The sequence below is a fragment of the Actinacidiphila paucisporea genome, assembly GCF_900142575.1.
Taxonomy (GTDB): Bacteria; Actinomycetota; Actinomycetes; order Streptomycetales; family Streptomycetaceae; genus Actinacidiphila; species Actinacidiphila paucisporea.
Genome location: NZ_FRBI01000024.1, coordinates 17,403 through 44,254, shown reverse-complemented (window position 1 = coordinate 44,254; position 26,852 = coordinate 17,403). Strand labels below are relative to the sequence as shown.

Genomic DNA, 26,852 nt, shown 5'->3' with positions numbered 1-26,852 from the left:
CGCCGCCGCGGCGCGGGCCGCCCGTAGCGTCGCCGGGGTCGGCTCGTCCTCCCGAGGGCCGTGCGCCAGGGCCGCCACCGGAACGGCGCAGTCCGATGTCACACCGTCCGGCCCCCGCCAGAACAGTGGTGTCTGACGTGCGGGTCCTCGCCCTGTCGCCCGCGCCCAGAGGAGGAATTCCCCATGACGACCTCATCACCGGCCGCGCAGGCCCCGGCGCCCGAGCCGCAGGAGGACAAGCCGATCCACATCCTCTGGATCAACGCCGGGCTGAGCTGCGACGGCGACTCGGTGTCGCTGACCGCGGCCACCCAGCCGAGCATCGAGGAGATCGCACTGAGCGTGCTGCCCGGTCTGCCGAAGATCGAGGTGCACTGGCCGCTGATCGACTTCGAGTGCGGCCCTGTGCAGGGCGCGGACACCTTCATCGAGTGGTTCTTCAAGGGCGAGCGGGGCGAGATCGACCCGTTCGTGCTGGTCGTGGAGGGGTCGATCCCCAACGAGGCGATCAAGCCCGAGGGCTACTGGTGCGGTTTCGGCGACGACCCGGAGACCGGCCAGCCGATCACCACCAGCGAGTGGCTCGACCGGCTCGCCCCCAAGGCGCTGGCCGTCGTCGCGATCGGCACCTGCGCCGCCTACGGCGGCATCCACGCGATGGCCGGCAACCCGACCGGGGCGATGGGCGTACCCGACTACCTGGGCTGGGACTGGAAGTCCCACGCGGGCATCCCGCTGGTGTGCGTGCCCGGCTGCCCCATCCAGCCGGACAACTTCGCCGAGACGCTGGTCTACCTGCTGCACCAGGCGTCGGGGGCGGCACCGATGATCCCGCTGGACGAGCAGCTGCGGCCCGCCTGGCTGTTCGGCGCCACCGTCCACGAGGGCTGCGACCGCGCCGGCTACTACGAGCAGGGGCAGTTCGCCGACACGTACGACTCGCCCAAGTGCCTGGTCAAGCTGGGCTGCTGGGGGCCGGTCGTGAAGTGCAACGTGCCCAAGCGCGGGTGGATGAACGGCATCGGCGGCTGCCCGAACGTCGGCGGCATCTGCATCGCCTGCACGATGCCGGGCTTTCCCGACAAGTTCATGCCGTTCATGGACGAGCCGCCCGGCGGCAAGGTGTCCAGCGCCGCGAGCACCGTCTACGGCTCGGTGGTCCGCAGGCTGCGGGCGGTGACCATGCACACCGTGGACGCGGAGCCCAAGTGGCGCACCCGGGGCGACACCCTCACCACCGGCTACCGGCCCCCGTGGTGACCCGCCGGCCGGCACCCCGCCGGCCGCAGCACCACCGCGCCGATCCGACCTGCTTCCACTGAAGGGCATGGCACAAGCGATGGCATCACCGACGACGAAGACGGCCGGGGACGGCAGCGGCCTGGTGGAGATGTCCTGGGACCCGATCACCCGGATCGTGGGCAGCCTCGGCATCCACACGAAGATCGACTTCAAGCAGAAGAAGGTCGCCGAGTGCTACAGCACCTCGTCGGTCTTCCGCGGCTACAGCGTCTTCATGCGCGGCAAGGACCCGCGGGACGCGCACTTCATCACCAGCCGCATCTGCGGCATCTGCGGCGACAACCACGCCACCTGCTCGGTCTACGCACAGAACATGGCCTACGGGGTGAAGCCGCCGCACCTGGCCGAGTGGATCATCAACCTGGGCGAGTCCGCCGAGTACATGTTCGACCACAACATCTTCCAGGAGAACCTGGTCGGGGTCGACTACTGCGAGCGGATGGTCAAGGAGACCAACCCCGGGGTCCTCGAACTGGCCGAGCGGACCGAGGCGCCGCACGCCGGCGAGCACGGCTACCGCACCATCGCCGACATCATGCGCTCGCTCAACCCCATCGAGGGCGAGTTCTACCGCGAGGCACTCCAGGTGAGCCGCTACACCCGGGAGATGTTCTGCCTGATGGAGGGGCGGCACGTGCACCCCTCCACGCTCTACCCCGGCGGTGTCGGCACGATCGCCTCGGTCCAGCTCTTCACCGACTACCTGAGCCGGCTGATGCGCTACGTGGAATTCATGAAGCGGGTCGTGCCGCTGCACGACGACCTCTTCGACTTCTTCTACGAGGCGCTGCCCGGTTACGAGGAGGTCGGCCGGCGGCGGATCCTGCTGGGCTGCTGGGGCGCGCTGAACGACCCCGACCACTGCGACTTCACCTACCGCAACATGACCGACTGGGGCCGGCGGATGTTCGTCACGCCCGGCGTGGTCGTGGACGGCAAGCTGGTCACCAACGACCTCACCGAGATCAACCTCGGCATCCGCATCCTGCTCGGCAGCTCCTACTACAAGGACTGGGAGGGCCAGGAGCAGTTCGTCACCCACGACCCGCTGGGCAACCCGGTCGACCCGCGGCACCCGTGGAACCAGCACACCATTCCCGCGCCGCAGAAGCGGAACTTCGACGACAAGTACAGCTGGGTGATGTCGCCGCGCTGGTTCGACGGCAAGGACCACCTGGCGCTGGACACCGGCGGCGGCCCGATCGCCCGCCTGTGGTCCACCGCCCTGTCGGGCCTGGTCGACATCGGCTACGTCAAGGCGACCGGGCACAGCGTCGTCATCAACCTGCCCAGGACGATGACGAAGCCGGAGACCAGCTTCGAGTGGAAGATCCCCAAGTGGAGCAACGCGCTGGAGCGCAACCGCGCCCGCACCTACTTCCAGGCCTACGCGGCGGCCGTCGCCCTGCACTTCGCCGAGAAGGGCCTCGCCGAGGTCCGCGCGGGACGGACCCAGACCTGGGAGAAGTTCGAGGTGCCCGACGAGGGCCTGGGCGTCGGCTTCACCGAGGCCGTACGCGGTGTGCTGTCCCACCACATGGTGATCAGGGACGGCAAGATCGCCAACTACCACCCCTACCCCCCGACGCCGTGGAACGCCAGCACCCGTGACTCCTTCGGCACCCCCGGGCCCTACGAGGATGCCGTGCAGAACACGCCGATCTTCGAGGAGAACACGCCGGAGAACTTCAAGGGAATCGACATCATGCGCGCGGTGCGCAGCTTCGACCCCTGCCTGCCCTGCGGGGTGCACATGTACGTCGGCGGCGGCAGGACCGTGCAGACCATGCACGTGCCGACCGGCCTGAGCGGGATGGGCGGATGACCGCGCAGGCACCGGCGCGGGACGCGGAAAGGGCCGGCCGGCGCGTCGAGGAGGTGCTCGACCGGCTCGCCGCGACCGGCGACCGCGCCGCCTGCGCCGCCGCCGAGGACCTGGTGCGGGCGCTGATGGACTTCTACGGCGCCGGTCTCGCCAGGGTGCTGGCGCTGACCGGGCAGGCCGGGCCGCAGGCGCTGGAGAGGCTGCTGGGCGACGACCTGGTGTCGGGGATGCTGGTGCTGCACGACCTGCACCCCGAAGGCGTCGAGGCGCGGATCGGGCGCGCGCTGCGCAACCTGCCGGGCGGGCCGGTCGAGCTGGTGGGCTTCGACCAGGACACCGGTGTGCTGCGGCTGCGGTCCGCGCCGGCCGGCGGCTGCGGCTGCGGGAGCACCCCGGCGGCGTCCGGCCAGGCCGTGGAGGACGCGCTGGCGTGCTTCGCCGGCGAGGTGACCCGGGTGGAGTTCGAGCCGGCCGCCGCGGCGGACGGACCCGTGCTGCTCCAGATCACCCCGCGCCCCGGCCTGGTGAGCACATGACCCTGCAACAGGCCGCGGAAGGCAGCCTGCCGGGCCTGCGGCGCTTCACCGCGCCCGCCCCGCCGCGCCCCGAGCGGTGCGAGCTGTGCGGGGTGGAGGTCGCGGAAGGCGGCCACCGGCACCTGGTCGACACCGACAGGCGGGTCCTGGCCTGCGCCTGCACGGCGTGCGCGCTGCTCTTCGACAACCCCGGCCCGACCGGCGGCCGCTTTCGTACCGTGCCCGACCGCTGGCTGGCCGACCCCGGCCACACGGTCGACGACGGCGCCTGGGAGGCCCTGCAGATCCCGGTCGGCGTCGTCTTCTTCTTCCGCAACTCCGAACTCGGCCGCTATGCCGCGCTCTACCCGAGCCCCGCGGGCGCCACCGAGAGCGAGCTGGACCCGGCGGACTGGCGGCAGGTGCTCGACCGCACCCGCCTCGCCGCGCTGCTCGAACCCGACGTCGAGGCGCTGCTGCTGCGCCGCGGCGACACCGGATGCGACTGCTACCTGGTGCCGATCGACGTCTGCTACGAACTGGTGGGCCGCATGCGGCTGCTCTGGCAGGGCTTCGACGGCGGCGCCGAGGCGCGGGCGGCACTCGGCGAATTCTTCGCCCGCGCCGCCGCACGGGCCCGGCCGCTGCGGGAGGCCGACCGGTGACGCGGTTCTCCTTCGCCTGCACCGGCGTGCGCTCCGACCGCTATGCCGCGGGCCCGACCCTGGTCTTCCGGCTGCGGATCACCGCCACACCCGGCACCCGCGTGCACGCCATGGCGCTGCGCTGCCAGTTCCGCATCGAGCCGGCCCGCCGCGGCTACGGCGCGGCGGAGGCGGCCGGGCTCGCCGACCTGTTCGGCGAGCGGTCCCGCTGGGGCAGCACGCTGCTGCCGGTGCAGTTCGCACAGGTCTCGCTCGTGGTCCCCGGCTTCACCGGCGAGACCGAGGTGGACCTGCCCGTACCGTGCACGTACGACATGGACGTGGCCGCGACGCGCTACCTGCGCGCGCTGGAAGGCGGCACGGTGCCGCTGCTCGTGCTGTTCTCCGGCACGGCCTTCGCCGGGCCCGGCGGCTTCCAGGTGGAGCCGGTGCCGTGGGACCGGGAGGCCTCGTACGCGATGCCCGTCGAGGTGTGGCAGGAGATGGTCGATCACCACTTCCCCGGCTGCGGATGGCTGCGGCTGCCGCGCTCGACGATGGACGCGCTGCTCGCCTACCGATCGCGGCATGCGCTGCCGTCGTGGGAGGCGACCGTGGAGGCGCTGCTCGGCGCGGCGCCCCGGCCCGCGGACACCGCGCCGCTCGTCACCGGCGGAGCCACGTCGTGAGCGCGGCGACAGCGGGGGCGGCGGACGTGGGCAGCCGTTTCGACGCAGCGCGGGCGGTCGCGGACGCGGTGCTCTTCGAGGGCTACGTCCTCTACCCCTACCGGGCCTCGGCCGCGAAGAACCGGCTGCGCTGGCAGTTCGGCGTGCTGGTGCCGCCGCGGTGGGGCCGGGACAGCGGCGAGTCGTCCTTCCAGCGCACCGAGTGCCTGATGGAGCCGCGCGGCGGCGCCCGGCTCTTCGCCGAGCTGCGCTTCCTGCACGCGCGGCGGCGTACGGTCCAGCGGGCGCTGCCCGGCGGCGGATTCGCCCCGGCTGCGGAACTGGAGCTGGCCGACCGGGTGCTCACGCCCTGGGACGAAGGCGTCGAGGAGCGCGTCGGCTTCACCGTCCCCGTGGCGGCGATCGGTGAAGGCCACACCGTCCCCTTCACCGTCCCGGCCCGCGAGGAGACCGAGGACGTACGCGAGGACGGCCGGCTCGTGGGCCGGCTGGTGCACACCCGCGAGGAGCTGAACGGCCGGATCGTGCTGTCGGCGGCCGACCTGCCGGGCCCCTACGCGGTGCGGCGGCTGACCGCGGTGGTGGACAACACCGCCGACTGGCCGCCTGCCGACACCGACCAGGGCCGGGACGGCGCCGACCGTACGGCGGCGCTGCCCCGCTCGCTGATCTCCGCGCACCTGATGCTGGGTCTGGACGCGGGCCGCTTCCTGTCGCTGACGGACCCGCCGCAGTGGGCGGCGGCCGCCTCGCAGGCCTGTGAGAACGTCCGCTCCTGGCCCGTACTCGCCGGGTGCGACGGCCGCGCGGACGTGGTGCTTGCCTCGCCGATCATCCTTGAGGACCATCCGGCGATCGCCCCGGAGAGCCCCGGCGCGCTCTACGACGGCCTGGAGATCGACGAGATCCTCGCGCTGCGCACCGCGACGCTGACCGACCAGGAGAAGCGTGAGGCCCGCGGCACCGACCCGCGGGCCGCCGCCGTCATCGACCTGGCCGACTCCATGCCGCCCGAGGTGCTCGAACGGCTGCACGGCGCGGTGCGGTCGCTGCGCGAGATCACCGGTCCGGGCACACCCGCGGGCGACGCCGACCTGCTGCTGGAGCCCGGCACCCCGTGGTGGGACCCGGCCGGCGACCGCACGGTGGACCCCGACACCGACCGGGTCGTCATCGACGGCCGCCAGGTCGGCGCCGGCTGCCGGGTCGCGCTGCGTCCCGGCCTGCGGCGCACCGACGCGCAGGACCTCTTCCTGGTCGGCCGCAGCGCCCTGGTGGAGGCGGTGCTGCACGACGTGGACGGCGGGGTGCACCTGGCGGTCACCGTGGAGGGCGACCCGGGCGCCGACATCCGCCGCGAGCAGGGCAGATTCCTCTACTTCCAGCCCGACGAGGTCACCCCGCTGGAGGACGCGTGAACACCGCCACCGGCCGGATCCTGGTGGCCGGCGTCGGCAACATCTTCCTCGGCGACGACGGCTTCGGCGTGGAGGCCGCACGGCGGCTGTCCGCCGAGGACCTGCCCGCAGGCGTCGAGGTGCTGGACGCCGGGGTGCGCGGGGTCGACCTCGCCTACCGGCTGCTGGACGGCTACGACACCTTCGTCCTGGTCGACGCCACCGCCCGGGGCGGCGTGCCCGGCACGCTGTACGTCCTGGACGCGGGGGAGTGCGGCGCGGTGGAGAACCCCGACGCGGTCCTCGACGGCCACCGGATGACGCCGGACGCCGTCCTGGCGCTGCTCGGCACGCTGTGCGCGGGCACCGGCGGCACACCCCCGCGCCGGATCATGGTCGTCGGGTGCGAGCCGGCCGGCGTCGACGAGGGCATGGGCCTGAGCCCCGCCGTCGAGGCGGCGGTGCCCGCCGCGGTCGGGCTGGTCCTCGGCCTGGTCGGCGCGCAGGAGGGGGACGGACGGCCCGGCGGGGACGACGGGGTCACCTGCGAGAGGGACCACGAGAGCGACTACGAGAGGAGCCCATCTCCATGGTGAAGAAGATCCTGGCTGTCGGCGTCGTCGGCGCGGCAGTCGGCGCGGCGCTCGTCCAGATGCTTCCGGACATCAGGCGCTACCTGCGGATGCGGGCGATGTGAGCCCGCGCGCCGCTGCGCCGAACGGGTCACCTGCCGGCGCGGCGGCGGAGTGGCGGCGGCCGGCCGCCGCCCCCGGCTCCTTTAGTGGTGCCGGCGGCAAGTCGGCGGCGGAGGACGGCGATGCATGAGTTGTCCATCGCGATGGCGGTGATCGGACAGGTGGAGGACGCGGCGCGTGCCGCCGGGGCAACCGCCGTGCACACCGTGCACCTCCAGGTCGGCGAGCTGGCCGGAGTCGTCCCCGACGCGCTGGAGTTCGGCTTCGGGCTGGCCTGCGCGGGCACCGTGCTCGAAGGCGCCCGGCTGGTCATCGAGACCGTGCCGGGCCGGGCCGGATGCCGGCCCTGCGCGGACGAGTGGGCGGTGGGGATGCCGCCCGACCTGTGCTGCCCGGTGTGCGGCACGGCCGCGGACGAGCTGCTGTCCGGCCGCGAACTCCAGATCACCGGTGTGCGGTTCGCCGACGGCACCGCCGGCGGGCCTGTTCTCGAACCGACCGGCGGGGAGCGCTGAACGATGTGCCGAGTGGTGGACCTCCAGCAGGCCGTACTGGCCGGGAACGACCTCCGGGCGCAGCAACTGCGCGCCGACCTCGCGGGCCGCGGCACCACCGTGGTCAACCTGCTGTCCAGCCCCGGCAGCGGCAAGACCGCACTGCTCGAACAGGAACTGGCGCTGGCCCGCGCGCGCGGCACGCGGATCGCCGCCCTGACCGCTGACCTGGCCACCGAGAACGACGCCACCCGCCTCGCCAGGTCCGGCGCCCCCGTCAAGCAGGTGCTGACGGACGGGCTGTGCCACCTGGAGGCCGGCATGCTCGCCCGCCACCTGGACGGCTGGCTGCCGGACGCCACGGAGCTGCTCTTCGTGGAGAACGTCGGGAATCTGGTGTGCCCGGCCTCCTACGACCTCGGCGAGACGCTGCGCGTGGTGCTCGCCTCGGTGACCGAGGGCGAGGACAAGCCGCTGAAGTATCCGACCGCCTTCGGCCTGGCGAACCTGGTCGTGGTGACCAAGATGGACCTCGCCGGTCCCGCCGCCTTCGACGAGGCGGCCTTCCGCTCCCACGTGGCGCAGGTCAACCCGGGCGTCGAGGTGCTCCTGACGTCGGTACGCGGCGGCCTGGGAGCCGGCGAGCTGCTCGCCCGCGCGACCGCGGCCGCCGCCGGCGGCCCGGTGCACACCCCGGTCATGTCCCGCAACGGGGCCGCGCAGGGCCACCTGCACGGCCACGGACACGTGCACCACCACGACCAGGACCACCCGTACGGTCACGGCGCCCACCTCGACGGCTGCGACGGCGCGGACCACCCGCACGGCCACGAGCAGCCGGCGGCCGACCGGCTCGCCGCGGTCACCGGGGAGTCGTGATGCGGGTCGCGACGCGGGCGGCCGCCGGACCGCCGCGGCGCAGCAGGGTGACGGTGCGGGGCGTGGTGCAGGGCGTCGGCTTCCGGCCGTACGTCCACGCGCTCGCCACCGGGCTGGGACTGGCCGGGCACGTGACCAACACCCCGGACGGTGTCGTCGCCGAAGTGGAGGGCGGCGCCGAGGCGGTGGCCGCCTTCTGCGCCAGGATCGGCCCCGGCGCCCCGCCGCTGGCCTGGGTGGAGTCGGTGGACCACCAGACCCTGGCCGTGACCGGCGGCTCCGGCTTCGCCATCGTGGCGTCCCGTACGGAGGGCCAGGTCCGCACCCTCGTGCCTCCCGACACGGCGACCTGCGCGGACTGCCTGGCAGAACTGGCCGACCCGGGCGACCGGCGGCACCGCCACCCCTTCATCAGCTGCACCAACTGCGGGCCGCGGCTGACCATCGTCACCGGACTGCCCTACGACCGCGCGCACACCACGATGGCCGGCTTCCCGATGTGCGGGGCCTGCGCGGGGGAGTACGCGGACCCGGCCGACCGGCGCTTCCACGCCCAGCCGATCGCCTGCCACGCCTGCGGCCCCCGCCTGCGCCTCCTCGTACCGGACGGCGCCCGCCCGGACGGGGCCCGCGTGGACGGCGACCGTCCGGAGGGCTCTCGTGTGGACAGTGCTCGCCCGGACGGCGCCCGCCCAGGCGGCACCTACTCCGGCCGCACCGCCCCCGGCGGCGACCCGATCGGCGCCGCCCGCGCGCTACTGGCCGCCGGAGGCGTCGTGGCCGTCAAGGGGCTCGGCGGCTACCACCTGGCCTGCGACGCCGACAATGCCGACGCGGTGGCGCTGCTGCGGCGGCGCAAGGCGCGCGGGGACAAACCGTTCGCTGTGATGGTGCGTGACCTGCCCGCCGTCGAACGGCTGGCGCGGACCTGCCCGCAGGAGCGGGCGCTGCTCACCGGGCCGGTGCGTCCCGTCGTGCTGCTGCGGGGGCGCCGCCGGGCGCTCGGCGGCGCGGTGGCGCCCGGTGCGCCCGACATCGGCGTGATGCTCCCCTACACGCCCGTGCACCACCTGCTGCTCGGGCTGCCCGGCGACCCGCCGGGCCCCTCGGTGCTGGTGATGACCAGCGGCAACGTGTCCGGCGAACCCATCGTCACCGACGACGGGGAGGCGCTGGAGAAGCTGGCACCGCTGGCGGACGCCCTCCTCGTCCACGACCGGCCCATCCGGGTGCCCTGCGACGACTCCGTGGTGCGGGTGCTCGACGGCTCGGTGTCGATGGTGCGCCGCTCGCGCGGCTACGCCCCGCTGCCGGTCGCGCTGCCCGTCGAGGTGCGGCCGGCGCTGGCGGTCGGCGGGGACCTGAAGAACACCTTCTGCCTGGGCGAGGGGCGGCGCGGCTGGCTGTCCGCGCACATCGGCGACATGGACGCGCCGGCCGCGGCGGCGGCCTTCGAGCGCGCGCGGGAACAGCTCTCCGCGGTCACCGCGGTCCGGCCCGAGGTGCTGGCCGCCGACCGCCACCCGCGCTACCGCTCGGCGGCCTGGGCGCAACGCGACCGCGGGGAACTCCCGTTGGTGCGGGTGCAGCACCATCACGCCCATCTGGCCGCCGCGATGGCCGAGCACGGCCTGGACGGCACCCGGCGAGTCGTCGGGGTGGCCTTCGACGGCACCGGCTACGGCGACGACGGGGCCGTGTGGGGCGGCGAGTTCCTGCTCGGCGACTACGCGGGCTTCACGCGTTTCTGCCGGCTGGCCTATGTGCCGCTGCCGGGCGGCGACGCGGCCGTACGCCGCCCCTACCGGATGGCGCTGGCCCACCTGTGGGCCGCGGGCATCGCCTGGGACCCCGGGCTGGGCCCCGTCGCGGCCTGCCCGCCCGACGAACTGCGGGTGCTGGCCCGGCAGGTGGAGCGCGGGCTGAACTGCGCGCCCACGTCGAGCATGGGGCGGCTCTTCGACGCGGTGTCGTCGCTCGCCGGGGTGTGCCATCTGGCGGGGTACGAGGCGCAGGCCGCCGTGGAGCTGGAGGCGGCGGCACTCGACGCAGGCGGCGGGACCGGCCCCGGTTACGCCTTCGGGCTGGCCCCCGGCGCGGATGGGGACGCCGAACTGGTCGCGGCACCCGGCCCCGTGCTGGCCTCGGTCATCGCCGATCTGCGGGCGGGTACCGGTGTCCGTACGGTCGCCGCCCGCTTCCACGCGGCGGTGGCGGACCTCGTCCTGCGCGGCTGCACCGCGGCGCGCGAGCGGCACGGGCTTGAGACCGTCGCGCTGACCGGCGGGGTCTTCGGCAATGCCCTGCTCTCCCGGCTGTGCGCCGACGCCCTGCGCGCCGCCGGCTTCACCGTACTGGTCCACCGGCTGGTGCCGCCCAACGACGGCGGGCTGGCCCTCGGCCAGCTGATGGTCGCCGCCCGGCGCAGCGACAGCGGGTGACCGGCACCGACCGCATGCCCCGGACGTATCGCGGCCCCGCGACGTATCGCATCCCCCCACAGCGAGGAGAACCCATGTGCCTGGCGGTGCCCGGCAGAGTGCTGAAGATCGAGGAGCGGGACGGCACCCGGATGGCCGACGTCGACTTCGGCGGCGTCGTCAAGGAGGTGTGCCTGGAGTATCTGCCCGACTTGCAGGTCGGTGAATACGCCATCGTGCACGTCGGTTTCGCCCTGCAGCGGCTCGACGAGGAGTCGGCGTTGCAGACCCTGGAGCTTTTCGCCGAACTCGGCATGCTCCAGGAGGAGTTCGGCGATCCATGGGAGATCGCCGCGCAGGCGGGCGGCGCCCCGTGGCAGGAATGGGACGGTCAGGACGGAACGCGGGAGGCGCTGCGGTGAAATACCTCGAGGAATTCCAGGACCCCGGTCTGGCGCGGCGGCTGCTGGACAGCATCCACTCCACCGTGACCAGGCCGTGGGCGCTGATGGAGGTGTGCGGCGGCCAGACCCACACCATCATCAGGCACGGCATCGACCAGTTGCTGCCCGAGCAGGTCGAGCTGATCCACGGCCCCGGCTGCCCGGTGTGCGTCACCCCGCTCGAAGTCATCGACAAGGCGCTGGAGATCGCGTCCAGGCCCGACGTGATCTTCTGCTCGTTCGGGGACATGCTGCGGGTGCCCGGCACCGGCCGCGACCTGTTCGGGGTGCGCGGCGAGGGCGGTGACGTACGGGTGGTGTATTCGCCGCTCGACGCGCTGCGTATCGCCCAGCAGCATCCCGACCGGCAGGTCGTCTTCTTCGGCATCGGGTTCGAGACGACCGCGCCGCCCAACGCCATGACGGTCCACCAGGCGCGCAAGCTCGGCATCCGCAACTTCAGCCTGCTGGTCTCGCACGTGCGGGTGCCCCCGGCGATCGACGCGATCATGCGGTCCCCGAGCTGCCGGGTGCAGGCCTTCCTCGCCGCCGGGCACGTGTGCAGCGTGATGGGCACCGGCGAATACCCGCCGCTCGCCGAGCAGTACCGGGTCCCCATCGTGGTCACCGGGTTCGAGCCGCTGGACATCCTGGAGGGCGTACGGCGGACCGTGCTGCAACTGGAGCGCGGCGAGCACACCGTCGACAACGCCTACCAGCGGGCGGTGCGCCCCGAGGGCAACCCGGCGGCCCTGGCGATGCTCGACGACGTCTTCGAGGTCACCGACCGGGCGTGGCGCGGCATCGGGGTGATCCCGGACAGCGGATGGCGGCTGTCCGAGCGCTACCGGGACTTCGACGCGGAGCACCGCTTCGAGGTGTCCGGCATCGACACCGCGGAACCCGCGGCCTGCCGCGCGGGCGAGGTGCTCCAGGGCCTGCTCAAACCGGACCGCTGCGAGGCGTTCGGGACCGTGTGCACCCCGCGCACACCGCTGGGCGCCACGATGGTCTCCAGCGAGGGCGCCTGCGCCGCCTACTACCTCTACCGGCGGCTCGGCGCCGCCCCCGCGCGCCAGGAGGCGACCCCCGTTGTCTGACACCCTTCCCGCACCCGCGAGGCCCGCGCCGGTGGACATGCTGTCCTGGACGTGCCCGGCCCCGCTGCGCCACCAGCCGCGGGTGGTCATGGGCCACGGCGGCGGCGGCGCGATGTCCGCGGAGCTGGTCGACCACATCTTCGCCCCGGCCTTCGGAGGCGAGGTGCTCGCCCAGCTCGGCGACGCGGCGGCCGTCACGCTCGGCGGCACCCGGCTGGCCTTCTCCACCGACTCCTACGTGGTGCGCCCGCTGTTCTTCCCCGGCGGCAGCATCGGCGACCTCGCGGTCAACGGCACCGTCAACGACCTGGCCATGAGCGGCGCCCGGGCCGCGTATCTGTCCTGCGCCTTCATCCTGGAGGAAGGCGTGGAGATGCCCGTGCTCGCCCGGGTCGCCGAGGCGATCGGCGCGGCCGCGCGGGCCGCGGGCGTCGAGGTGGCCACCGGCGACACCAAGGTCGTCGAGTCCGGCCACGGCGACGGGATCTACGTCAACACCGCGGGCATCGGCCTCATCCCGGCCGGCGTCGACCTGCGCCCGCAGCGGGTGGTGCCCGGCGACGTGGTGATCGTCAGCGGCGCGATCGGCGCCCACGGGGTCGCCGTGATGAGCGTCCGCGAGGGCCTGGAATTCGAGGCGGAGATCGAGAGCGACAGCGCGCCGCTCGGCGGCCTGGTGGCGGCGATGCTCGCGGTGACACCCGACCTGCACGTGCTGCGCGACCCCACCAGGGGAGGCCTGGCGGCCTCGCTCAACGAGATCGCCGCAGCGGCCCGGGTCGGCGTGGTCGTACGGGAGCGGGCCGTCCCGGTGCCGCCGGCCGTCGCCAACGCCTGCTCGGTGCTGGGCCTCGACCCGATGTACGTGGCCAACGAGGGCAAGCTGGTCGCCTTCGTCCCGCCCGAGCACGCCGACGCTGTACTGGCCGCGATGCGCGCCCACCCGCTGGGCGCGGGCGCCGTGGTGATCGGCGAGGCGGTCGCGGACCACCCGGGCACCGTCGTGGCCCGCACGGGCCTCGGCGGCACCCGCGTGGTCGACCTGCCGGTCGGCGAGCAGCTGCCCCGTATCTGCTGACGGACCCCTTTTCGGGCGGGGTGTTTCCGTCCGGGCCTTGGCGGGAAATTCCGAGGTGCCCGAATATCACGGTGACATAGCAGAATTCGATACTCGACCCCGGAAAGCAGGCGGCGCGACCGCCGCGTCGCCGTCGTCACCGTGCCGCGGAGAAGCCAGGAGAAGCGCCCGTAAAACCAAGCCGGCCCCAAGCCCTTGGGGCCGGCTTGGTTTAGCGCGACGACTCCACGCGCGCTCGCCGAGGGGCTGGTACTGTCGCCAGCACCGGGGATTCCTGGGTATGGCGATGCGAATTCGCAATCAATTCAAATGACGCCGTCGTGATCGGCCGCGCCCCGAAACCGGGGGGGTGGGCCGTCCCGTCGGGACAGCGTCAGCCATTCGCCGCCAGGTGGACGTCCGGCCGTGTGCGAGTCCTAGATCGGGGGCGGTCTGCCTTGCTGAGGCAAGAGAATTTCACCGAGATCGTGCTGCGCCATGCCGCGGAACTGCCGGACAAAGAAGCGTTCGTCTTCCTGCCGGACAGCACGCCGGGCGCCGTCGCGCGGCAGCTGACCTACGCGGCGCTGGACGCCGAGGCCAGGCGGATCGCCTCGTGGCTGCAGCGGCACAGCGCGGCCGGCGAGCGGGTGCTGCTGCTGTACCCCTCGGGCCTGGAGTTCGTGAAGGCCTTCGTCGGCTGCCTCTACGCGGGTGCCGTCGCGGTCCCGGCGCCGCTGCCGGGCGACCAGGACAACCAGTCCGCCCGGCTCACCGGCATCCTGCGCGACGCCGGCGTCCGCGCGGTGCTCACCGACTCGGCCGGCGAGCCGGCCGTCAGCGCCTGGCTGCGCGAGTCCGGCGCCACCGGCGTCCGGGTGCTGGCCGTCGACGACCCCGCCCAGGGCGACGCGGCGGCGTGGACGCGGCCGCGGCTCACCGCCGACTCGCTGGCCTTCCTCCAGTACACCTCGGGTTCCACCAGCGAGCCCAAGGGCGTGATGGTCTCGCACCGGAACCTGATCGCCAACGAGCAGGCCATCTCGCGCGCGCTCGGCACCCACGAGGGCACCCGCATGGGCTGCTGGCTGCCCGCCTACCACGACATGGGCCTGATCGGGCACATACTCAACCCGCTCTACGTCGGCGGCTCGGCCGCGCTGATGTCCCCGGTCTCCTTCCTCATGCGGCCGGCGCGCTGGCTGCAGATGATCACCGACCACCGGGTCACCGTCAGTGGGAGCCCCAACTTCGGCTACGACCTGTGCCTGCGCCGGGTCACCGACGAGCAGTTGGCCACCCTGGACCTGAGCAGTTGGGAGCATGCCTGCAACGGGGCGGAGCCGGTGCGCTCGGAGACGGTGCGCGCCTTCACCGAGCGGTTCGCGCAGGCCGGCTTCCGCCCCGAGAGCTTCTGCCCCTGCTACGGCATGGCCGAGACCACCCTGCTGGTCTCCGGCGTGCCGGCGGGCCGGGCCCCCGTCCACCGCACGGTCGACGCGGCGGCGCTGGAGCAGGGGCGGCTCGACGACGCCCCGCCCGGTGACGGCACCCGGACGCTGGTCGGCAGCGGCGAGGTCGCCCCGGACGACTTCACCGTGAAGATCGTCGACCCGGACAGCCGCGCCGAGCGGCCCGAGGGGCACGTCGGCGAGATCTGGGCCAAGGGCGCCAGCGTCGCCGCGGGCTACTGGAACCGCCCGCGGACCAACGCGCAGGTCTTCGACGCCGGGATCGTCTCGCCCGCGGGCACCGACCCGGGCTGGCTGCGCACCGGCGACCTCGGCGCCATGGACGCCGGGCAGCTCTACGTGACCGGCCGCCTCAAGGAGATGATCCTGATCAACGGGCGGAACATCTACCCGCACGACGTCGAGCGCGAGGTGCAGGGCCTGCACCCGGCCTTCCGCGGCGGCGCCGGAGCGGCCTTCTCGGTGGACGACGGCGAGGAGCACCTGGTCCTGGTGCAGGAGTTCCGCCGCGGCGCCGCGCAGGACCCGGCGGCGCTGTGCGCCGAGGTGCGCGACCGCGTCCGCCGGGAATTCCAGGCCAGTTGCAGCGTGGTCCTGGTCCGCCCGGCCACCGTCCGCAAGACCACCAGCGGCAAGATCCGGCGCACGCTGATGCGGCAACTGCTGCTGGAGGACCGGCTGGCCGTGGTGCACCAGGACCTGGACCGGCGGGTGGCCGACCTGGCGGCCGGCCCGATGGCCACCCCGGTGGGCTGAGCCGTGGACCACACAGCGAAATGCCGCACGCCGTACCGCCACATGCCCTACCGCCTCGCCGAGCAGCTGGAGTGGAACCTCGGCGACCCGGACGACCCGGGGACGCTGTTCAGCCACGCCCGCAGCCTGGCGCTGGACGAGCGGGAGGAATTCCCGGCCGCCCTGTGCGCGGTGCTCGACCAGTTCGGCCTGTACGAGTTCTACATCCCCACCGCCCACGGCGGCCGGCTGGCGGACTACGAGCAGCTGGTCCAGCTGGTCCGTACGGTGGCCCGCCGCGACCTGACGGTGGCCATCGCCCACGGCAAGACGTATCTGGGCGCGGTCTGCGTCTGGGTGGACGGCTCGGCGGAGCAGCGCCGGCGGCTCGGTGCGGCCATCGCCTCCCGGCTGCCGGTCTGCCTCGCGCTGACCGAGAGCGCCCACGGCAGCGACCTGCTGGCCGGCGACGTCGTCGCGGAGCCGGCCGCCGACGAGGCCGCGGGCCACCTGGTCAGCGGGGAGAAGTGGCTGATCAACAACGCCACCCGCGGCAGCCTGCTGTCCGTGCTGTGCCGCACCGATCCGGCCGGCGGCCCCCGCGGCCACTCCGTCCTGCTGGTGGACAAGCGCGACCTGCCGGCCGGCACCTACCGCCACCTCGACAAGGTGCGCACGCACGGCATACGCGGCGCGGACATCTCCGGGATCGCCTTCGACCGCGCCCCGGTCCCCGCCGGCGCCGTCGTCGGCGAGGTGGGGCACGGTCTGGAGACCGTGCTCAAGTCGCTCCAGCTGACCCGCACCATGTGCGCGGCCCTCTCCCTGGGCGCCGCCGACCACGCGCTGGCGCTCGGCCTGGACTTCGCCGCGCAGCGCCGCCTCTACGGCCGGTCGCTGATCGACCTGCCGCAGGCGCGCAGGACGCTGGCCGAGAGCGCCGCCGACGTGCTGGCCGGCGAGGCGCTGGCGCTGGTCGCGGCCCGCACGGTGCAGACCGCGCCCGCGGAGCTGTCGGTCGTCGCCGCGGTCACCAAGTACCTGGTGCCGACCCGCACCGAGGCGGTGATCACCGCGCTGACCGGGCTGCTCGGCGCCCGCGCCTTCCTCAAGGACGTCCACGCCGGCGGGCGCTTCCAGAAGGTGGACAGGGACCACCGGATCGTCGGCCTCTTCGACGGCAACACCCTGGTCAACCTCAACTCGCTGATCAGCCAGTTCAGCACGCTGGTACGGGCCCACCGGCGCGGCACCGGGGACGTGGCGGGAGCTGCCGCCGCCTTCCGCCTCACCGCGCCGCTGCCGCCCGTCGCCCTGGAGCGGCTCTCGCTGCTCGCCCGCCACGGCAGCGGGGTGCCGGCCGCACTGCCCGGCTGCCTCGCGCTGCTGCGTGACGCCGCGGCGCGCAATCCCGCGGTCGAGCCCGCCCTGCGCGCCGCCGAACGGCTGCCGGCCGTCATGGACGAGGTGCACGCGGAGATGGCCGGCCTGCTCGACGCGCGCACCGAGGTGCCGCCCGCCGCCTTCGAGACCGCCCGCCGGTTCACGCTGTGCTTCGCCGCGGTGGCCTGCGTCGGCCTGTGGACGCACAGCCACCTCGACGCGGAGGCCGGCGCGACCGGGCCGCTGTGGCGGGACGCCCTGTGGCTGCGGGCCGCGCTCGCCCGGCTGCTGACCGCGCTGGGTCTGCCCGACGCGGCGGACCCCGAGGCGCTGGACGGCGTGCTGGACGCGGCCCGCGCCCTGCACGCGGAAAGGCGGCTGGTCTCGCTGCTGCCGCTGGCGCTGCGCCCCGCCACTCCCGTGCAGGACGGACCGGACCGGCCGGGCGTCCGCGCCCACGCCCATGCGGCCGGAGGCGCGTCATGACGGGCGGTCAGGAAGCGCGGACGGCGGCCCGGGTCGCCGAGCTGAACGCCGCCTTCGGCGATCCCGGCGACCCGGTCAACCCGGTCGGCCACGACCGGCTGCTGGAGGCCGACGAGGCCGGCGAGCTGTCCGCGGCCGGCGAGAAGCTGCTGGACGCCTTCGGCCTCAACGCGGAATTCGTGCCGACCGCGCTCGGCGGCCGGCTGGAGCGTGTCGACTCCCTGGCCCGCGTCCTGCGCGAGGTCTTCCGGCGGGACGTGGCGCTCGGGCTCGGCTACGGCGTCACCTCCTTCATGGCCGCGGTCAACGTGTGGACCGGGGGCGACGAGCGGCAGCGGACCCGGCTGGCGGAGATCCTGCTGGGCGGCGGCCGGGTCTCGGTGGCCTACCACGAGCTCGCGCACGGCAACGACTTCCTGCGCAACGAGTTCGAGGCCCGCGTCCAGCCGGACGGATCGTTCCTGCTGCACGGCGCCAAGCAGGTCGTCAACAACGCGGGCCGCGCCGACGCCTGGCTGCTGTTCAGCCGCACCGACCCCGCGCCGGGCCCGCGCAGCCACTCGGTGCTGATGGTCGAGCGCGCCGAGGTGGCACCCGAGCGGCTGACCGTCCTGCCCCGCTACGGCACCGTCGGCGTACGCGGCTGCCTGCTGTCCGGCCTGGACTTCGACCGGGCACCGGTCCCCGGGCGGGCGCTCGTGGGCGAGCTCGGCCACGGCGCCGACCTGGCCCTGCGCTCCTTCCAGCTCACCCGCAGCGCGCTGCCGGGCATGGCGCTGGGCGCCGCCGACACGGCGCTGCGCACGGTGGTGTCCTTCGCCAGGGGGCGGCGCCTCTACCAGCGGACCGTGGACGCGATACCGCAGGCCCGCGCCACCCTCGGCGACGCCTTCCTCGACCTGCTCATCAGCGACTGCCTCTGCCTGGCCGGCACCCGCAGCGTGCACCTGCTGCCCGACGAGGCGAGCGTCTACGCCTCCGCGGTGAAATACCTGGTGCCCGCGCTGCTGCAAGGGGCGATGCACGACCTCTCGATCGTGCTGGGCGCCCGGTTCTACCTGCGCCAGGGCGAGTTCGGCATCTTCCAGAAGCACCTGCGGGACCTGCCGGTGCTCAGCCTGGGCCACGCCGGCGCCGCCGCCTGCCAGGCGACGATCATCCCGCAGCTGCCGCGGCTGGCCCGGCGCTCCTGGTTCCGCGGGGAAGCGGCCCCGGGCGCGCTGTTCGACCCGCGGGGCGACCTGCCGGAGACACCCTTCGGCCGGCTCGCCCTGACCGGCGACCGGGACGGCCTGAGCGCCTCACTGGTCGCCGCCGCGGACACGGCGCCCGACGGCTCTCCGCAGGAGGCGGCCGTACGCGCGCTGGCACGGCAACTCACCGGCGAACTGCGCCTGATCCAGCAGGAGAGCCTCGCGCTCCCGCCGCAGGACCGCACCGCGCTGGCCTCCCCGGCGGCTTTCGCGCTGGCGGACCGCTACGCCGTGCTGCTGGCGGGCGCCGCGGTGCTCGGGGTGTGGCGCCGGGCCGGGGACCGGGGCGACGACCCCTTCCTCGCCGACCCCGCCTGGGCCGCCGCGGCCCTGCACCGGCTCGTCCGGCGCCTCGGCCGCCGGCCGGCCGACCTGCCCGCGGGCTGCGTCGGCCGGGTCCAGGAGGAGTTACTGCGCCGCCACGCGGAGCGCCGCAGCTTCGACCTGTACGACACCGCCCTGGCCGGCTGACGGCGCCCGACCGCCCGCCGCCCCCCGCCGACAACCCTCGTTCGCACCGCCCGGAGGAACCCGTGATCGACACCAGCACCGGCAGCACGCCCCAGCCCGCCTTCGACCCCGCCCCGCGGCAGCCCACCGCCGAGTCGCTGGCCCGATGGCTGGTCCAGCACGTCGCCGCCTACACCAGGCTGTCCGCCGACGCGATCGACCGGACGGCGCCGCTGACCGGCTACGGCCTCGACTCCGTGGCGGCGCTCAGCCTGTGCGGCGACATCGAGGACGAGTTCGACCTGGCCGTCGAGCCCACGGTCGCCTGGGACCACCCGACCGTCGAGGCCCTCGTCGCCTACCTGCTCGACGCCCTCGGACCGCGGCCGGAAACCGCGTGACGAGGCTCCCCCCACAGCGGCAGCCGCCGACCGATCACAAAGGACGAAGACCATGCACCTCATCCCCAGCCCGTCGTGGCCGCAGATCGTGCTCGCGGCGTTCCTGGCCTCGGACGTCCTGATGTCCGTCCGCCCGCTCAAGTTCATCCAGGTCTGCCTCGACGGCGTCAGGCTGCCGCGGGAGTGGTGGTGGGTGCTGCTCGTCGTGAAGACCCTCGCCGTCGTGGGCCTGCTGGTGGGCATCAAGCACGCCGGCATCGGCTTCAGCGCGAACGTCGGGGTGATCGTCTACTTCCTGTGCGCCTCCTACGCGCACATACGGGCCCGCTTCCTGCGGATGGAGTTCTGGGTCAACTGCCTGGGATTCCTGGCGACCGCCGTCGCCGCCTTCATCATCTCCTTCGCGGTCTGAGGACGTGCTCCTGTGAAGAAACCACCCAAGAACCTCGGCCTGCTCTTCGACTGGCACGCCGGGCAGTCGCGCACCACGAAGCTGATCCTGGACCGCCCCTTCGACATCGCCCCCGCGGCCGGCACCGACTACGACGCCGCCGCGCTGGCCGGCCTGGTGCGGGAGGCGTCGGCCTGGCTGTACGCGGCCGGCGCGCGCAAGGGCGACCGGATCGCCGTCGTCAAGCGCAACCACTTCGACATGATCCTGCTGGCCGCGGCCGCCGCCCGGATCGGCGCCACCGCGGCGACCGTCTCGGGTGCGAACTACCCCGAGCACCTCGCGGAGATGCTGCGCCGCCTCGACCCCTCGGTCACCCTGATCGGCTCCGAGGTGCTGGAGCGGGCCGAGCGCGCCGGGGCGGACCTGACGCCGTACGGCAGGACCGTGCTCATCGACGGTCCGGCCGCGGACCCGGGAGCCGGCCTGCTGACGATCGACGACCTGCGGGGCAGCGCCACGCCGGATCTCGACCTGCGGGCGGACACCGACCTGATGATGATCACGCACACCTCGGGTACGACGAACACGCCGAAGCTCGTCGCGCACACCGCGGACTCCTGCCGGGCCGGCACCCGGCTGGAACTGCTGCCGATGCCGATCGCCGTCAACGGCCCGAAGGACGTGGCCCTCAGCTCGATATCCTTCGCGCACTCCCGGGCGTACGCCTGGGCCATGGCGCAGCTGCGGTGGGCCCCGCAGGCCCTGGTCATCGCCAGCAGCCACGAGGCCGACGACGTCGAGCGGGTGCTCGACCGGGCCCGGCCGACCACGATCGAGGCCACCCCGAACGTCTTCCAGTGCTGGGTGCCGCTGGTACGCCGCCGGCCGGAGCTCTTCGCCCGGGTCCGCTACTACATGAACACCTTCGATTTGATGCACCCCTCGATCGCCCGGCCCTTCGTGGAGGCCTCCCGGCGCCGGTTCGTGCTGTGGGGCCACAGCTGGGGTCAGAGCGAGGTCGGGCCGATGGCCGGCTTCGGCTACACCCGCGGCCAGATCAAGCGCCGCGCGGCCGCCGGCGGGAACATGAACATGATGGGCAACCCCTGGCCCGGGCTGGTGAGCGTCAAGGCCGCCGACCCGGAGACGGGCGCCCCGGTCAAGCGCGGTGAGGTCGGCGTCCTGTTCGCGAAGGGCGACTCGATCTGCGTGGACTACGTCGGCGAGTCCGACCGCTACGCCGAGAAGTGGAAGGGCTCCTGGTGGAACACCGGCGACGTCGGCTACAAGGACGCCCTCGGCCGTATCCACTTCGTCGACCGCGCGGTGGACGCCATCCCGGGCGGGAGCGCCACCGAGCTGGAGAGCGAGCTGCTCGACCGGATCGCGAACGCCGTCGAGGTGATCGTCCTGACCCGCGGCGACCGCAAGCCCGTCCCGGTGGTCAGCCTCGACGGTCCCGACCTCGGCGAGGAGGAGTGGGCCGAGGTGACACGGGGTCTGCCACCGCTGGAGGCACCGGTGTTCATCCCCTGGCACCGCCTCCCGCGGACCTCCACCTGGAAGGTGCGCCGCAAGGAGCTGCGGGAGACGGTGTTCGCCGAGAGCCCCGACGACACCGTGCTGGAGGAGAGGTTCACGTGACACAGACCCGCGATCCGTACACCGCCGCCCTGGAATCGGTGCTGCGGGACGTCCCCTACAACAGCGCGACGGAATACCTGCGCTGGTACAACGGGAGCGAGCCCGACCCGCGGCACGGAGTGGCGTGCATCCACCAGACCCTCCAGGTGGCGGAGCGCGCGACGGCGCTGGGTGCCCCGCAGGCCCGGGTCCTGCAGGACCTCCGGCATATCGCGGCGGTCTTCGAGACCGGCGGCGACGTGCTGGTCCTGGACCCGTACCTGCTGCACCTGACGCCGATCCGTTTCCCGGCGGACGAGGTCCGGCGCGGCCACTCCTCCGTCGAGGTCGACGCGGCGCCGGTCCGGCTGGACGCGCGGGGCGGGGAGCACCCCGCCCGGCTCGCCGCCCAGTACCGCTCCGCCGGCCAGGGCTACCGGATCCGGCTGAGCTACTCGAAGTACAGCGTCCGCGGCGGCTCGCACGTCCTGAGCCGCCACTTCACGCTCCGCTCCGAGAACCGGTTCTCGCTGGCCGCCTTCTCCGCCGACATGGCGTCGCTGCTCACCCACCCCGAGCAGAACAGCGTCTCGATCCGCGCGCTGGTGGCCGGCACGGCGGTGACCGCCGAGGCGATCATCCCGCTCAAGGGCTTCGCCGACCGCGACTTCTCACCCGCGGACGTGTGGCTCCGCTCGGGCCAGGGCGCCGCGTCCCGCAACGGCGCCGGCGCCCACGCGGCCGCCGTGTGGGCGGACCTGCGGCGTACCACCGGCCTGGAACGCGCGGACATCGAGGACCACCTGGTGGCGGCCGCGCGGGTCTACCAGAAGATCGCCGACCCCCGGACGGACCTCGCCGACTACTCCCTGCAGGACGCATGACGAATCGAGCGCACATGAACCTCCAGCGGGTCTTCATCGCCGGCACCATCCAGGGGTCCAACGCCGACCTGAGGACCGACGACCAGGGCTACCGCGAGCAGATCGCCACCGCGGTGCGCTCGCGCTTCCCCGAAGCGGAGTGCTTCGACCCGAGTGCCGACGTCACCCGCCGGCTCGCCGACCCGGCCACGCTGTCGGTCATCTCCACGCTGATCGGCTCCGCCCCCCGCATCCTGCACCTCGCCTCCCTCCCCGCCGAACTGGCCGCGCTGCGCGACACCTTCAACGAGATGACCCAGGAGGCGGCGAAGTGCGACCTGTGCGTCGCCTTCCTCCCCGACCGCACCCTCAGCATGGGCACGGCGATGGAGATGCAGGCGGCCCATGCGGCCGGCGTCCCGATCGTCACTGTCACCTCGCTGGTGGACAACCTCGCGGTGATGTCGGTGTCCTCATGGGTCGTCCGCGACCTGGACGCGCTGGCCGAACTGCTCGACGACCTGCGCTGACCACCCGGCACCGGTCGCTACGCCCTCGGCGAATCAGGGTCTCGCGGACGCGCGGTCCGTGTTCGGATGAGCCGATGGAGATACTGGTACTGGGCGGAACAGCGTGGGTGGGCCGCGAGATCGCGCGGCAGGCATTGCTACGCGGGCATCAGGTGACATGCCTGGCCCGCGGCGAGAGCGGCGACGTGGCCGCGGGCGCGGTCCTGGCCGTCGCGGACCGGCGCGACCCGTCGCCGTACGAGAGCCTGGCGGCCCGGGAGTGGGACGCCGTGGTCGAGGTGTCCTGGCAGCCGGGGTTCGTCCGCGGCGCGCTGGCGGCCCTCGGCGGGCGGGCGGCCCACTGGTCGTACGTGTCCTCGATCAGCGCGTACGCCTCGCACGCGCGGCCGGGCGCGGACGAGTCGGCGCACCTGCTCCCGGCGACGGAACGGGACGAGGTCGGCAGCGAGGAGTACGGCGGGGCGAAGGTGGCCTGCGAGCAGGCCGCGGCTGCCGCGGTGGGCGACCGGCTCCTCGTCGCGCGGGCCGGACTGATCGGCGGCCCCGGCGACCACAGCGGCCGCACCGGCTACTGGGTCGCCCGCGCGGCGCGCGAACCCCTGGCGCCCATGCTGGTACCCGCCTCGCCCGGCATGACGACGCAGGCGGTCGACGCGAGGGACCTTGCGGCATGGCTGCTCGACAGCGCGGAGAAGGGGACCACGGGGACGTACGACGTCGTCGGCCCGGTCGTCCCCTTCAGCGAGTGGGTCGCGATGTCACGGGAGATCGGCGGCCACACCGGACCGGTGGTGGAGCCCGACGCCGGCTGGCTGCTCGACAGGGAGGTCGGGCAGTTCATGGGCCCGGAGTCGCTCGCGATGTGGATGGCCGACCCGCAGTGGGCCGGCTTCAGCGCCCGCGACGGCTCCGCGGCCCTCGCGGCGGGCCTGCGCCACCGCCCCCGGGCGGAACTGCTGGCGGACACCCTGCGCTGGGAGCGGGACCAGGGCCTTGACCGGCTCCGCCGGGCCGGCCTCAGCGCGACGCGCGAGCGCGAACTACTGGCGGCGTGGGACGCGGCGCAAGGCCGCTGAGCCCGGTGCGTCCCCCCGCGTGGCGCGGTTGACCCGGGCCCGGGCCCGGGGCGGGGTCAGGGGCGGTCCGGGTGGGTGATGGTGTCCAGGAAGAAGTCGTCGATGCCCTGCACCGCGCGGTTGAAGTCGTCGAGGTTGACGGGCTTGGTGACGTAGGCGTTGACGTGCTCGCGGTAGGCGCCGGCGATGTCGTCGGGCGCGGAGGAGGTGGTGAGCACGACGACGGGGACCGTGACCAGGACGGGGTCGGCCTTGAGGACGGCCAGGAGCTGGCGGCCGTTCATCCGGGGCATGTTGAGGTCCAGCACGAGCAGATCGGGGCGCGGGTTGCGGGTGTCGCGCAGGTGCGCCAGCGCGGAGATGCCGTCGGTGGCGCGGTGCACGACGCGTGCCGTGCCGCGTTCGAGCAGGGCCTCCTCGATCAGCAGCGCGTCGGCGTCGTCGTCCTCGACGAGCAGCACGCTGTAGGAGCGTGCGGGTGCGGTCGTGTCCATGGGGCCTCCTCGTGGCGGGCCGGACTCGGGGGTTCGGGAGAAGACCAGACCGGGCCAGCGCTTGCGGGCGCCTTGCCGGGTGATGTTCCAGGCGGCGCCCAGCTGGGCGTAGTTGGCTCCCGCGGCCGCCGCGTCCCTGGCGGCGAGCAGCACCTGGGACTGCACCGCGTCGTGCAGGACGGCCAGGGCGGCCAGCCGGTCGAGCGTCTCCGCGAGTTCGTCCGGGCCGCCCTCGCCGTCCGGGCCGTCCCCGTGGATCGCGGCCAGTTCGCGCACCAGTTCGTGCAGAGCGTCGTGTGCCCGGCGCAGGGTCTCCTCCCGTGTCGGGGACCGCTCGTCGGTGGCCATGAGGGTCACTTTACGCACCTGTCTCCGAGGTGGCGACAACCATGGTTGTCGCGGGGGGTAGAGTGTCGCCGCCGTGCACGCACCGACGCGGTGCGGACCGCGCGTTGCCGGTGCGCGGGAGCCCACGGCTTCCGGCGGAATTGGAGGCAGTGGTGTCCACTCGGCCGCAGTCGCAGCCCCCCGTTTACGGCTTGGCCGACGGCGGTGACCCGGTCCCCGGCGAGCCGGCGCCGGCCGTCGCGCCGCCCGTGCGTCCCGGCGAGGGCACGTGGACCACGTCGCGCTGGCTGACGGCCGGGGTCTCGGGCGCGCTGCTGATCCTGCTGGTCCTCTCCGCCCTCGTGGTGGCCTTCTTCCGGCACGCCGGCGCGGTCACCGACCAGTTGGTCGACCGCAGCAGCCCCTCGCTGATCGAGGCGGTGCGCCTGGAGGTGGCGCTGGTCGACCAGGAGACCGGGACCCGCGGCTACGCCCTCTCCGGACAGACCTCGTTCCTGCAGCCTTACGCGCAGGGGCTGGCCCAGCAGGAGGACGCGGTGGCCCGGCTCCGCGCCCTGTCGTCGGGTGACCGCACCGCCTCCGCCGACCTCGACCTGGTCCTGGCCCGCGCCGCGCGCTGGCGGACCGACGTGGCCGGGCCCATCGCCGCCGGGCCGCCGGGCGCCCCGATGCCCACGTCGGTGTCCCGACCCGACAAGGGCAAGGCCGAGTTCGACTCCCTGCGAGCCGCCCTGCGGACCCAGCAGCAGCATCTGGAGGAGCGCCGCGCCGCCGCCCGTTCCGACCTGCGGCACACCCGCAGCGCGCGCAACGCGATCTTCTCCGCGATAGCCGTGGCTTTCGTCGCCCTCGCCGTCCTGGTCTTCCTCGCCCTGCGCCGCGGCGTCAACAGGCCTCTGGAGCGGCTGGCGTGGCAGGCCAGGGCGGTGGCGGGCGGCGACTTCGACCAGCGGATCGACGTGGGCGGACCCGCCGACATGCGCGCGCTGGCCCGGGACGTGGAGGACATGCGCGGGCGGCTGGTCCGGGAGCTGGCCGCCAGCAAGGCGGCCCGCGAGGCGATGGACGCCCGCGCCGCCGACCTGGCCCGCTCCAACGCCGAGTTGGAGCAGTTCGCCTACGTCGCCTCGCACGACCTCCAGGAGCCCCTGCGCAAGATCGCGAGCTTCTGCCAGCTCCTCCAGCGCCGCTACGCCGACGGGCTCGACGAGCGGGCCGGCCAGTACATCGGCTACGCGGTCGACGGTGCGGTCCGCATGCAGGCCCTCATCAACGACCTGCTCGCCTTCTCCCGCGTGGGCCGCGTCCACAACGACCACGCCCTGGTCGACCTCGACCAGGTGTGGGACGCCACCGAGTCCGCGCTCGGCGTCGGCATCGCCGAGTCCGGGGCCGTCCTGACCCACGACCCGCTCCCCACGGTGGCCGGCGACCGGACGCAACTGGGCATGCTGCTGCAGAACCTGATCAGCAACGCCCTGAAGTTCCGCGCGGAGGACCGCAGCCCGCGCATCGACCTGTCGTGCGAGCGGGACGGCGACCTGTGGCGGTTCTCCTTCACCGACAACGGGATCGGCATCGAGCCCGAGTTCACCGAACGGGTCTTCGTGATCTTCCAGCGCCTGCACAACCGCGAGAGCTACCCCGGCAACGGCATCGGCCTGGCCATGTGCAAGAAGGTGGTCGAATTCCACGGCGGCACCATCGGCATCGACCCCGACTACACCGGCGGCACCCGGATCACCTTCACCCTGGCCGCCGCACTGCCCCAGGGCCCCGATCCGGATCCGGTACCGGCCGTCACGTGAAAGTCCCGGCGGCCATGTGAAAGTCCCGGCGGGCCCGAAAGTCCCGCCGGCCACGTGAAAGCAGCCATCCCGGGCA

Annotated in this window: 25 protein-coding genes; 24 read left to right on the top strand and 1 reads right to left on the bottom strand. The window is 73.7% G+C overall.

Features of this window, described 5'->3' with window-relative positions:
• Window positions 1-183: 183 nt before the first annotated feature.
• The 23 genes from BUE44_RS27890 (at window position 184) to BUE44_RS27785 (ending at window position 24,126) form a co-directional block, all read left to right on the top strand.
• Window positions 184-1,260, top strand: a complete 1,077-nt coding sequence (locus BUE44_RS27890; protein ID WP_073501776.1) for an NADH-quinone oxidoreductase subunit B family protein — start codon at window positions 184-186, stop codon at window positions 1,258-1,260.
• A 67-nt stretch (window positions 1,261-1,327) separates the two neighbouring features.
• Complete coding sequence (locus tag BUE44_RS27885; RefSeq protein ID WP_235002524.1) at window positions 1,328-3,127, top strand: nickel-dependent hydrogenase large subunit; 1,800 nt, start codon at window positions 1,328-1,330, stop codon at window positions 3,125-3,127.
• A complete protein-coding gene (locus BUE44_RS27880; RefSeq protein ID WP_073501774.1) occupies window positions 3,124-3,663 on the top strand; it encodes a NifU family protein in 540 nt (179 codons plus the stop codon). Before BUE44_RS27885 ends, BUE44_RS27880 begins: the two co-directional genes overlap by 4 nt.
• On the top strand, window positions 3,660-4,307 hold the full coding sequence (locus BUE44_RS27875; RefSeq protein ID WP_073501773.1) for a DUF5947 family protein: 648 nt from the start codon (window positions 3,660-3,662) through the stop codon (window positions 4,305-4,307). The genes BUE44_RS27880 and BUE44_RS27875 overlap by 4 nt, the downstream gene beginning before the upstream one ends.
• Complete coding sequence (locus BUE44_RS27870; RefSeq protein ID WP_073501772.1) at window positions 4,304-4,975, top strand: DUF6084 family protein; 672 nt, start codon at window positions 4,304-4,306, stop codon at window positions 4,973-4,975. Before BUE44_RS27875 ends, BUE44_RS27870 begins: the two co-directional genes overlap by 4 nt.
• Window positions 4,972-6,393 carry a hypothetical protein gene (locus BUE44_RS27865; protein ID WP_200804545.1) on the top strand — a complete coding sequence of 474 codons (1,422 nt, stop codon included), beginning with the start codon at window positions 4,972-4,974 and terminating at the stop codon, window positions 6,391-6,393. Before BUE44_RS27870 ends, BUE44_RS27865 begins: the two co-directional genes overlap by 4 nt.
• The gene (locus BUE44_RS27860; RefSeq protein WP_079190139.1) at window positions 6,390-6,968 is read left to right on the top strand and encodes a hydrogenase maturation protease; all 579 of its coding nucleotides are present in this window, start codon (window positions 6,390-6,392) and stop codon (window positions 6,966-6,968) included. The genes BUE44_RS27865 and BUE44_RS27860 overlap by 4 nt, the downstream gene beginning before the upstream one ends.
• Window positions 6,962-7,069 carry a DUF6893 family small protein gene (locus BUE44_RS39860; protein WP_407640067.1) on the top strand — a complete coding sequence of 36 codons (108 nt, stop codon included), beginning with the start codon at window positions 6,962-6,964 and terminating at the stop codon, window positions 7,067-7,069. The genes BUE44_RS27860 and BUE44_RS39860 overlap by 7 nt, the downstream gene beginning before the upstream one ends.
• Window positions 7,070-7,189: 120 nt before the next feature.
• Window positions 7,190-7,582: a hydrogenase maturation nickel metallochaperone HypA/HybF gene (locus BUE44_RS27855; protein ID WP_073501771.1), complete on the top strand. Its 393-nt coding sequence runs from the start codon at window positions 7,190-7,192 to the stop codon at window positions 7,580-7,582.
• 3 nt (window positions 7,583-7,585) lie between these two features.
• A complete protein-coding gene (hypB, locus tag BUE44_RS27850) occupies window positions 7,586-8,440 on the top strand; it encodes a hydrogenase nickel incorporation protein HypB (protein ID WP_073501770.1) in 855 nt (284 codons plus the stop codon).
• Window positions 8,440-10,881: a carbamoyltransferase HypF gene (gene hypF / locus BUE44_RS27845; RefSeq protein ID WP_073501769.1), complete on the top strand. Its 2,442-nt coding sequence runs from the start codon at window positions 8,440-8,442 to the stop codon at window positions 10,879-10,881. The genes hypB and hypF overlap by 1 nt, the downstream gene beginning before the upstream one ends.
• A 74-nt stretch (window positions 10,882-10,955) precedes the next feature.
• Entirely contained in the window at window positions 10,956-11,282 is a 327-nt protein-coding gene (locus tag BUE44_RS27840; protein ID WP_073501768.1) for a HypC/HybG/HupF family hydrogenase formation chaperone, read from the top strand.
• Window positions 11,279-12,403: a hydrogenase formation protein HypD gene (gene hypD / locus BUE44_RS27835; RefSeq protein ID WP_073501767.1), complete on the top strand. Its 1,125-nt coding sequence runs from the start codon at window positions 11,279-11,281 to the stop codon at window positions 12,401-12,403. The genes BUE44_RS27840 and hypD overlap by 4 nt, the downstream gene beginning before the upstream one ends.
• A 37-nt stretch (window positions 12,404-12,440) precedes the next feature.
• Window positions 12,441-13,481, top strand: coding sequence for a hydrogenase expression/formation protein HypE (gene hypE, locus BUE44_RS27830; protein ID WP_079190146.1), 1,041 nt, complete (start codon window positions 12,441-12,443; stop codon window positions 13,479-13,481).
• A gap of 437 nt (window positions 13,482-13,918) precedes the next feature.
• The gene (locus tag BUE44_RS27825) at window positions 13,919-15,688 is read left to right on the top strand and encodes a fatty acyl-AMP ligase (RefSeq protein WP_073501765.1); all 1,770 of its coding nucleotides are present in this window, start codon (window positions 13,919-13,921) and stop codon (window positions 15,686-15,688) included.
• 3 nt (window positions 15,689-15,691) lie between these two features.
• Entirely contained in the window at window positions 15,692-17,536 is a 1,845-nt protein-coding gene (locus BUE44_RS27820) for an acyl-CoA dehydrogenase family protein (protein WP_235002522.1), read from the top strand.
• Entirely contained in the window at window positions 17,533-19,260 is a 1,728-nt protein-coding gene (locus BUE44_RS27815) for an acyl-CoA dehydrogenase (RefSeq protein ID WP_073501763.1), read from the top strand. The genes BUE44_RS27820 and BUE44_RS27815 overlap by 4 nt, the downstream gene beginning before the upstream one ends.
• A 62-nt stretch (window positions 19,261-19,322) precedes the next feature.
• On the top strand, window positions 19,323-19,640 hold the full coding sequence (locus BUE44_RS27810; RefSeq protein WP_073501762.1) for an acyl carrier protein: 318 nt from the start codon (window positions 19,323-19,325) through the stop codon (window positions 19,638-19,640).
• Between the two features lie 52 nt (window positions 19,641-19,692).
• Entirely contained in the window at window positions 19,693-20,052 is a 360-nt protein-coding gene (locus BUE44_RS27805) for a DoxX family protein (RefSeq protein WP_073501761.1), read from the top strand.
• A gap of 12 nt (window positions 20,053-20,064) precedes the next feature.
• Window positions 20,065-21,678 (top strand): AMP-binding protein, encoded by a 1,614-nt coding sequence (locus tag BUE44_RS27800; RefSeq protein ID WP_073501760.1) that lies wholly within the window; start codon window positions 20,065-20,067, stop codon window positions 21,676-21,678.
• A complete protein-coding gene (locus BUE44_RS27795; RefSeq protein ID WP_073501759.1) occupies window positions 21,675-22,541 on the top strand; it encodes a hypothetical protein in 867 nt (288 codons plus the stop codon). The genes BUE44_RS27800 and BUE44_RS27795 overlap by 4 nt, the downstream gene beginning before the upstream one ends.
• Window positions 22,538-23,050, top strand: a complete 513-nt coding sequence (locus BUE44_RS27790) for a hypothetical protein (RefSeq protein WP_143172595.1) — start codon at window positions 22,538-22,540, stop codon at window positions 23,048-23,050. Before BUE44_RS27795 ends, BUE44_RS27790 begins: the two co-directional genes overlap by 4 nt.
• A gap of 74 nt (window positions 23,051-23,124) precedes the next feature.
• The gene (locus BUE44_RS27785; protein ID WP_073501757.1) at window positions 23,125-24,126 is read left to right on the top strand and encodes a Rossmann-fold NAD(P)-binding domain-containing protein; all 1,002 of its coding nucleotides are present in this window, start codon (window positions 23,125-23,127) and stop codon (window positions 24,124-24,126) included.
• A 56-nt stretch (window positions 24,127-24,182) separates the two neighbouring features.
• On the opposite strand, the gene BUE44_RS27780 is transcribed toward BUE44_RS27785, so the two are convergent.
• Window positions 24,183-24,968, bottom strand: coding sequence for a response regulator (locus BUE44_RS27780; protein WP_079190138.1), 786 nt, complete (start codon window positions 24,966-24,968; stop codon window positions 24,183-24,185).
• A 248-nt stretch (window positions 24,969-25,216) separates the two neighbouring features.
• Between BUE44_RS27780 and BUE44_RS27775 the strand changes: the two genes are divergently transcribed.
• Window positions 25,217-26,776, top strand: a complete 1,560-nt coding sequence (locus BUE44_RS27775) for a sensor histidine kinase (protein WP_073501823.1) — start codon at window positions 25,217-25,219, stop codon at window positions 26,774-26,776.
• Window positions 26,777-26,852: the final 76 nt, after the last annotated feature.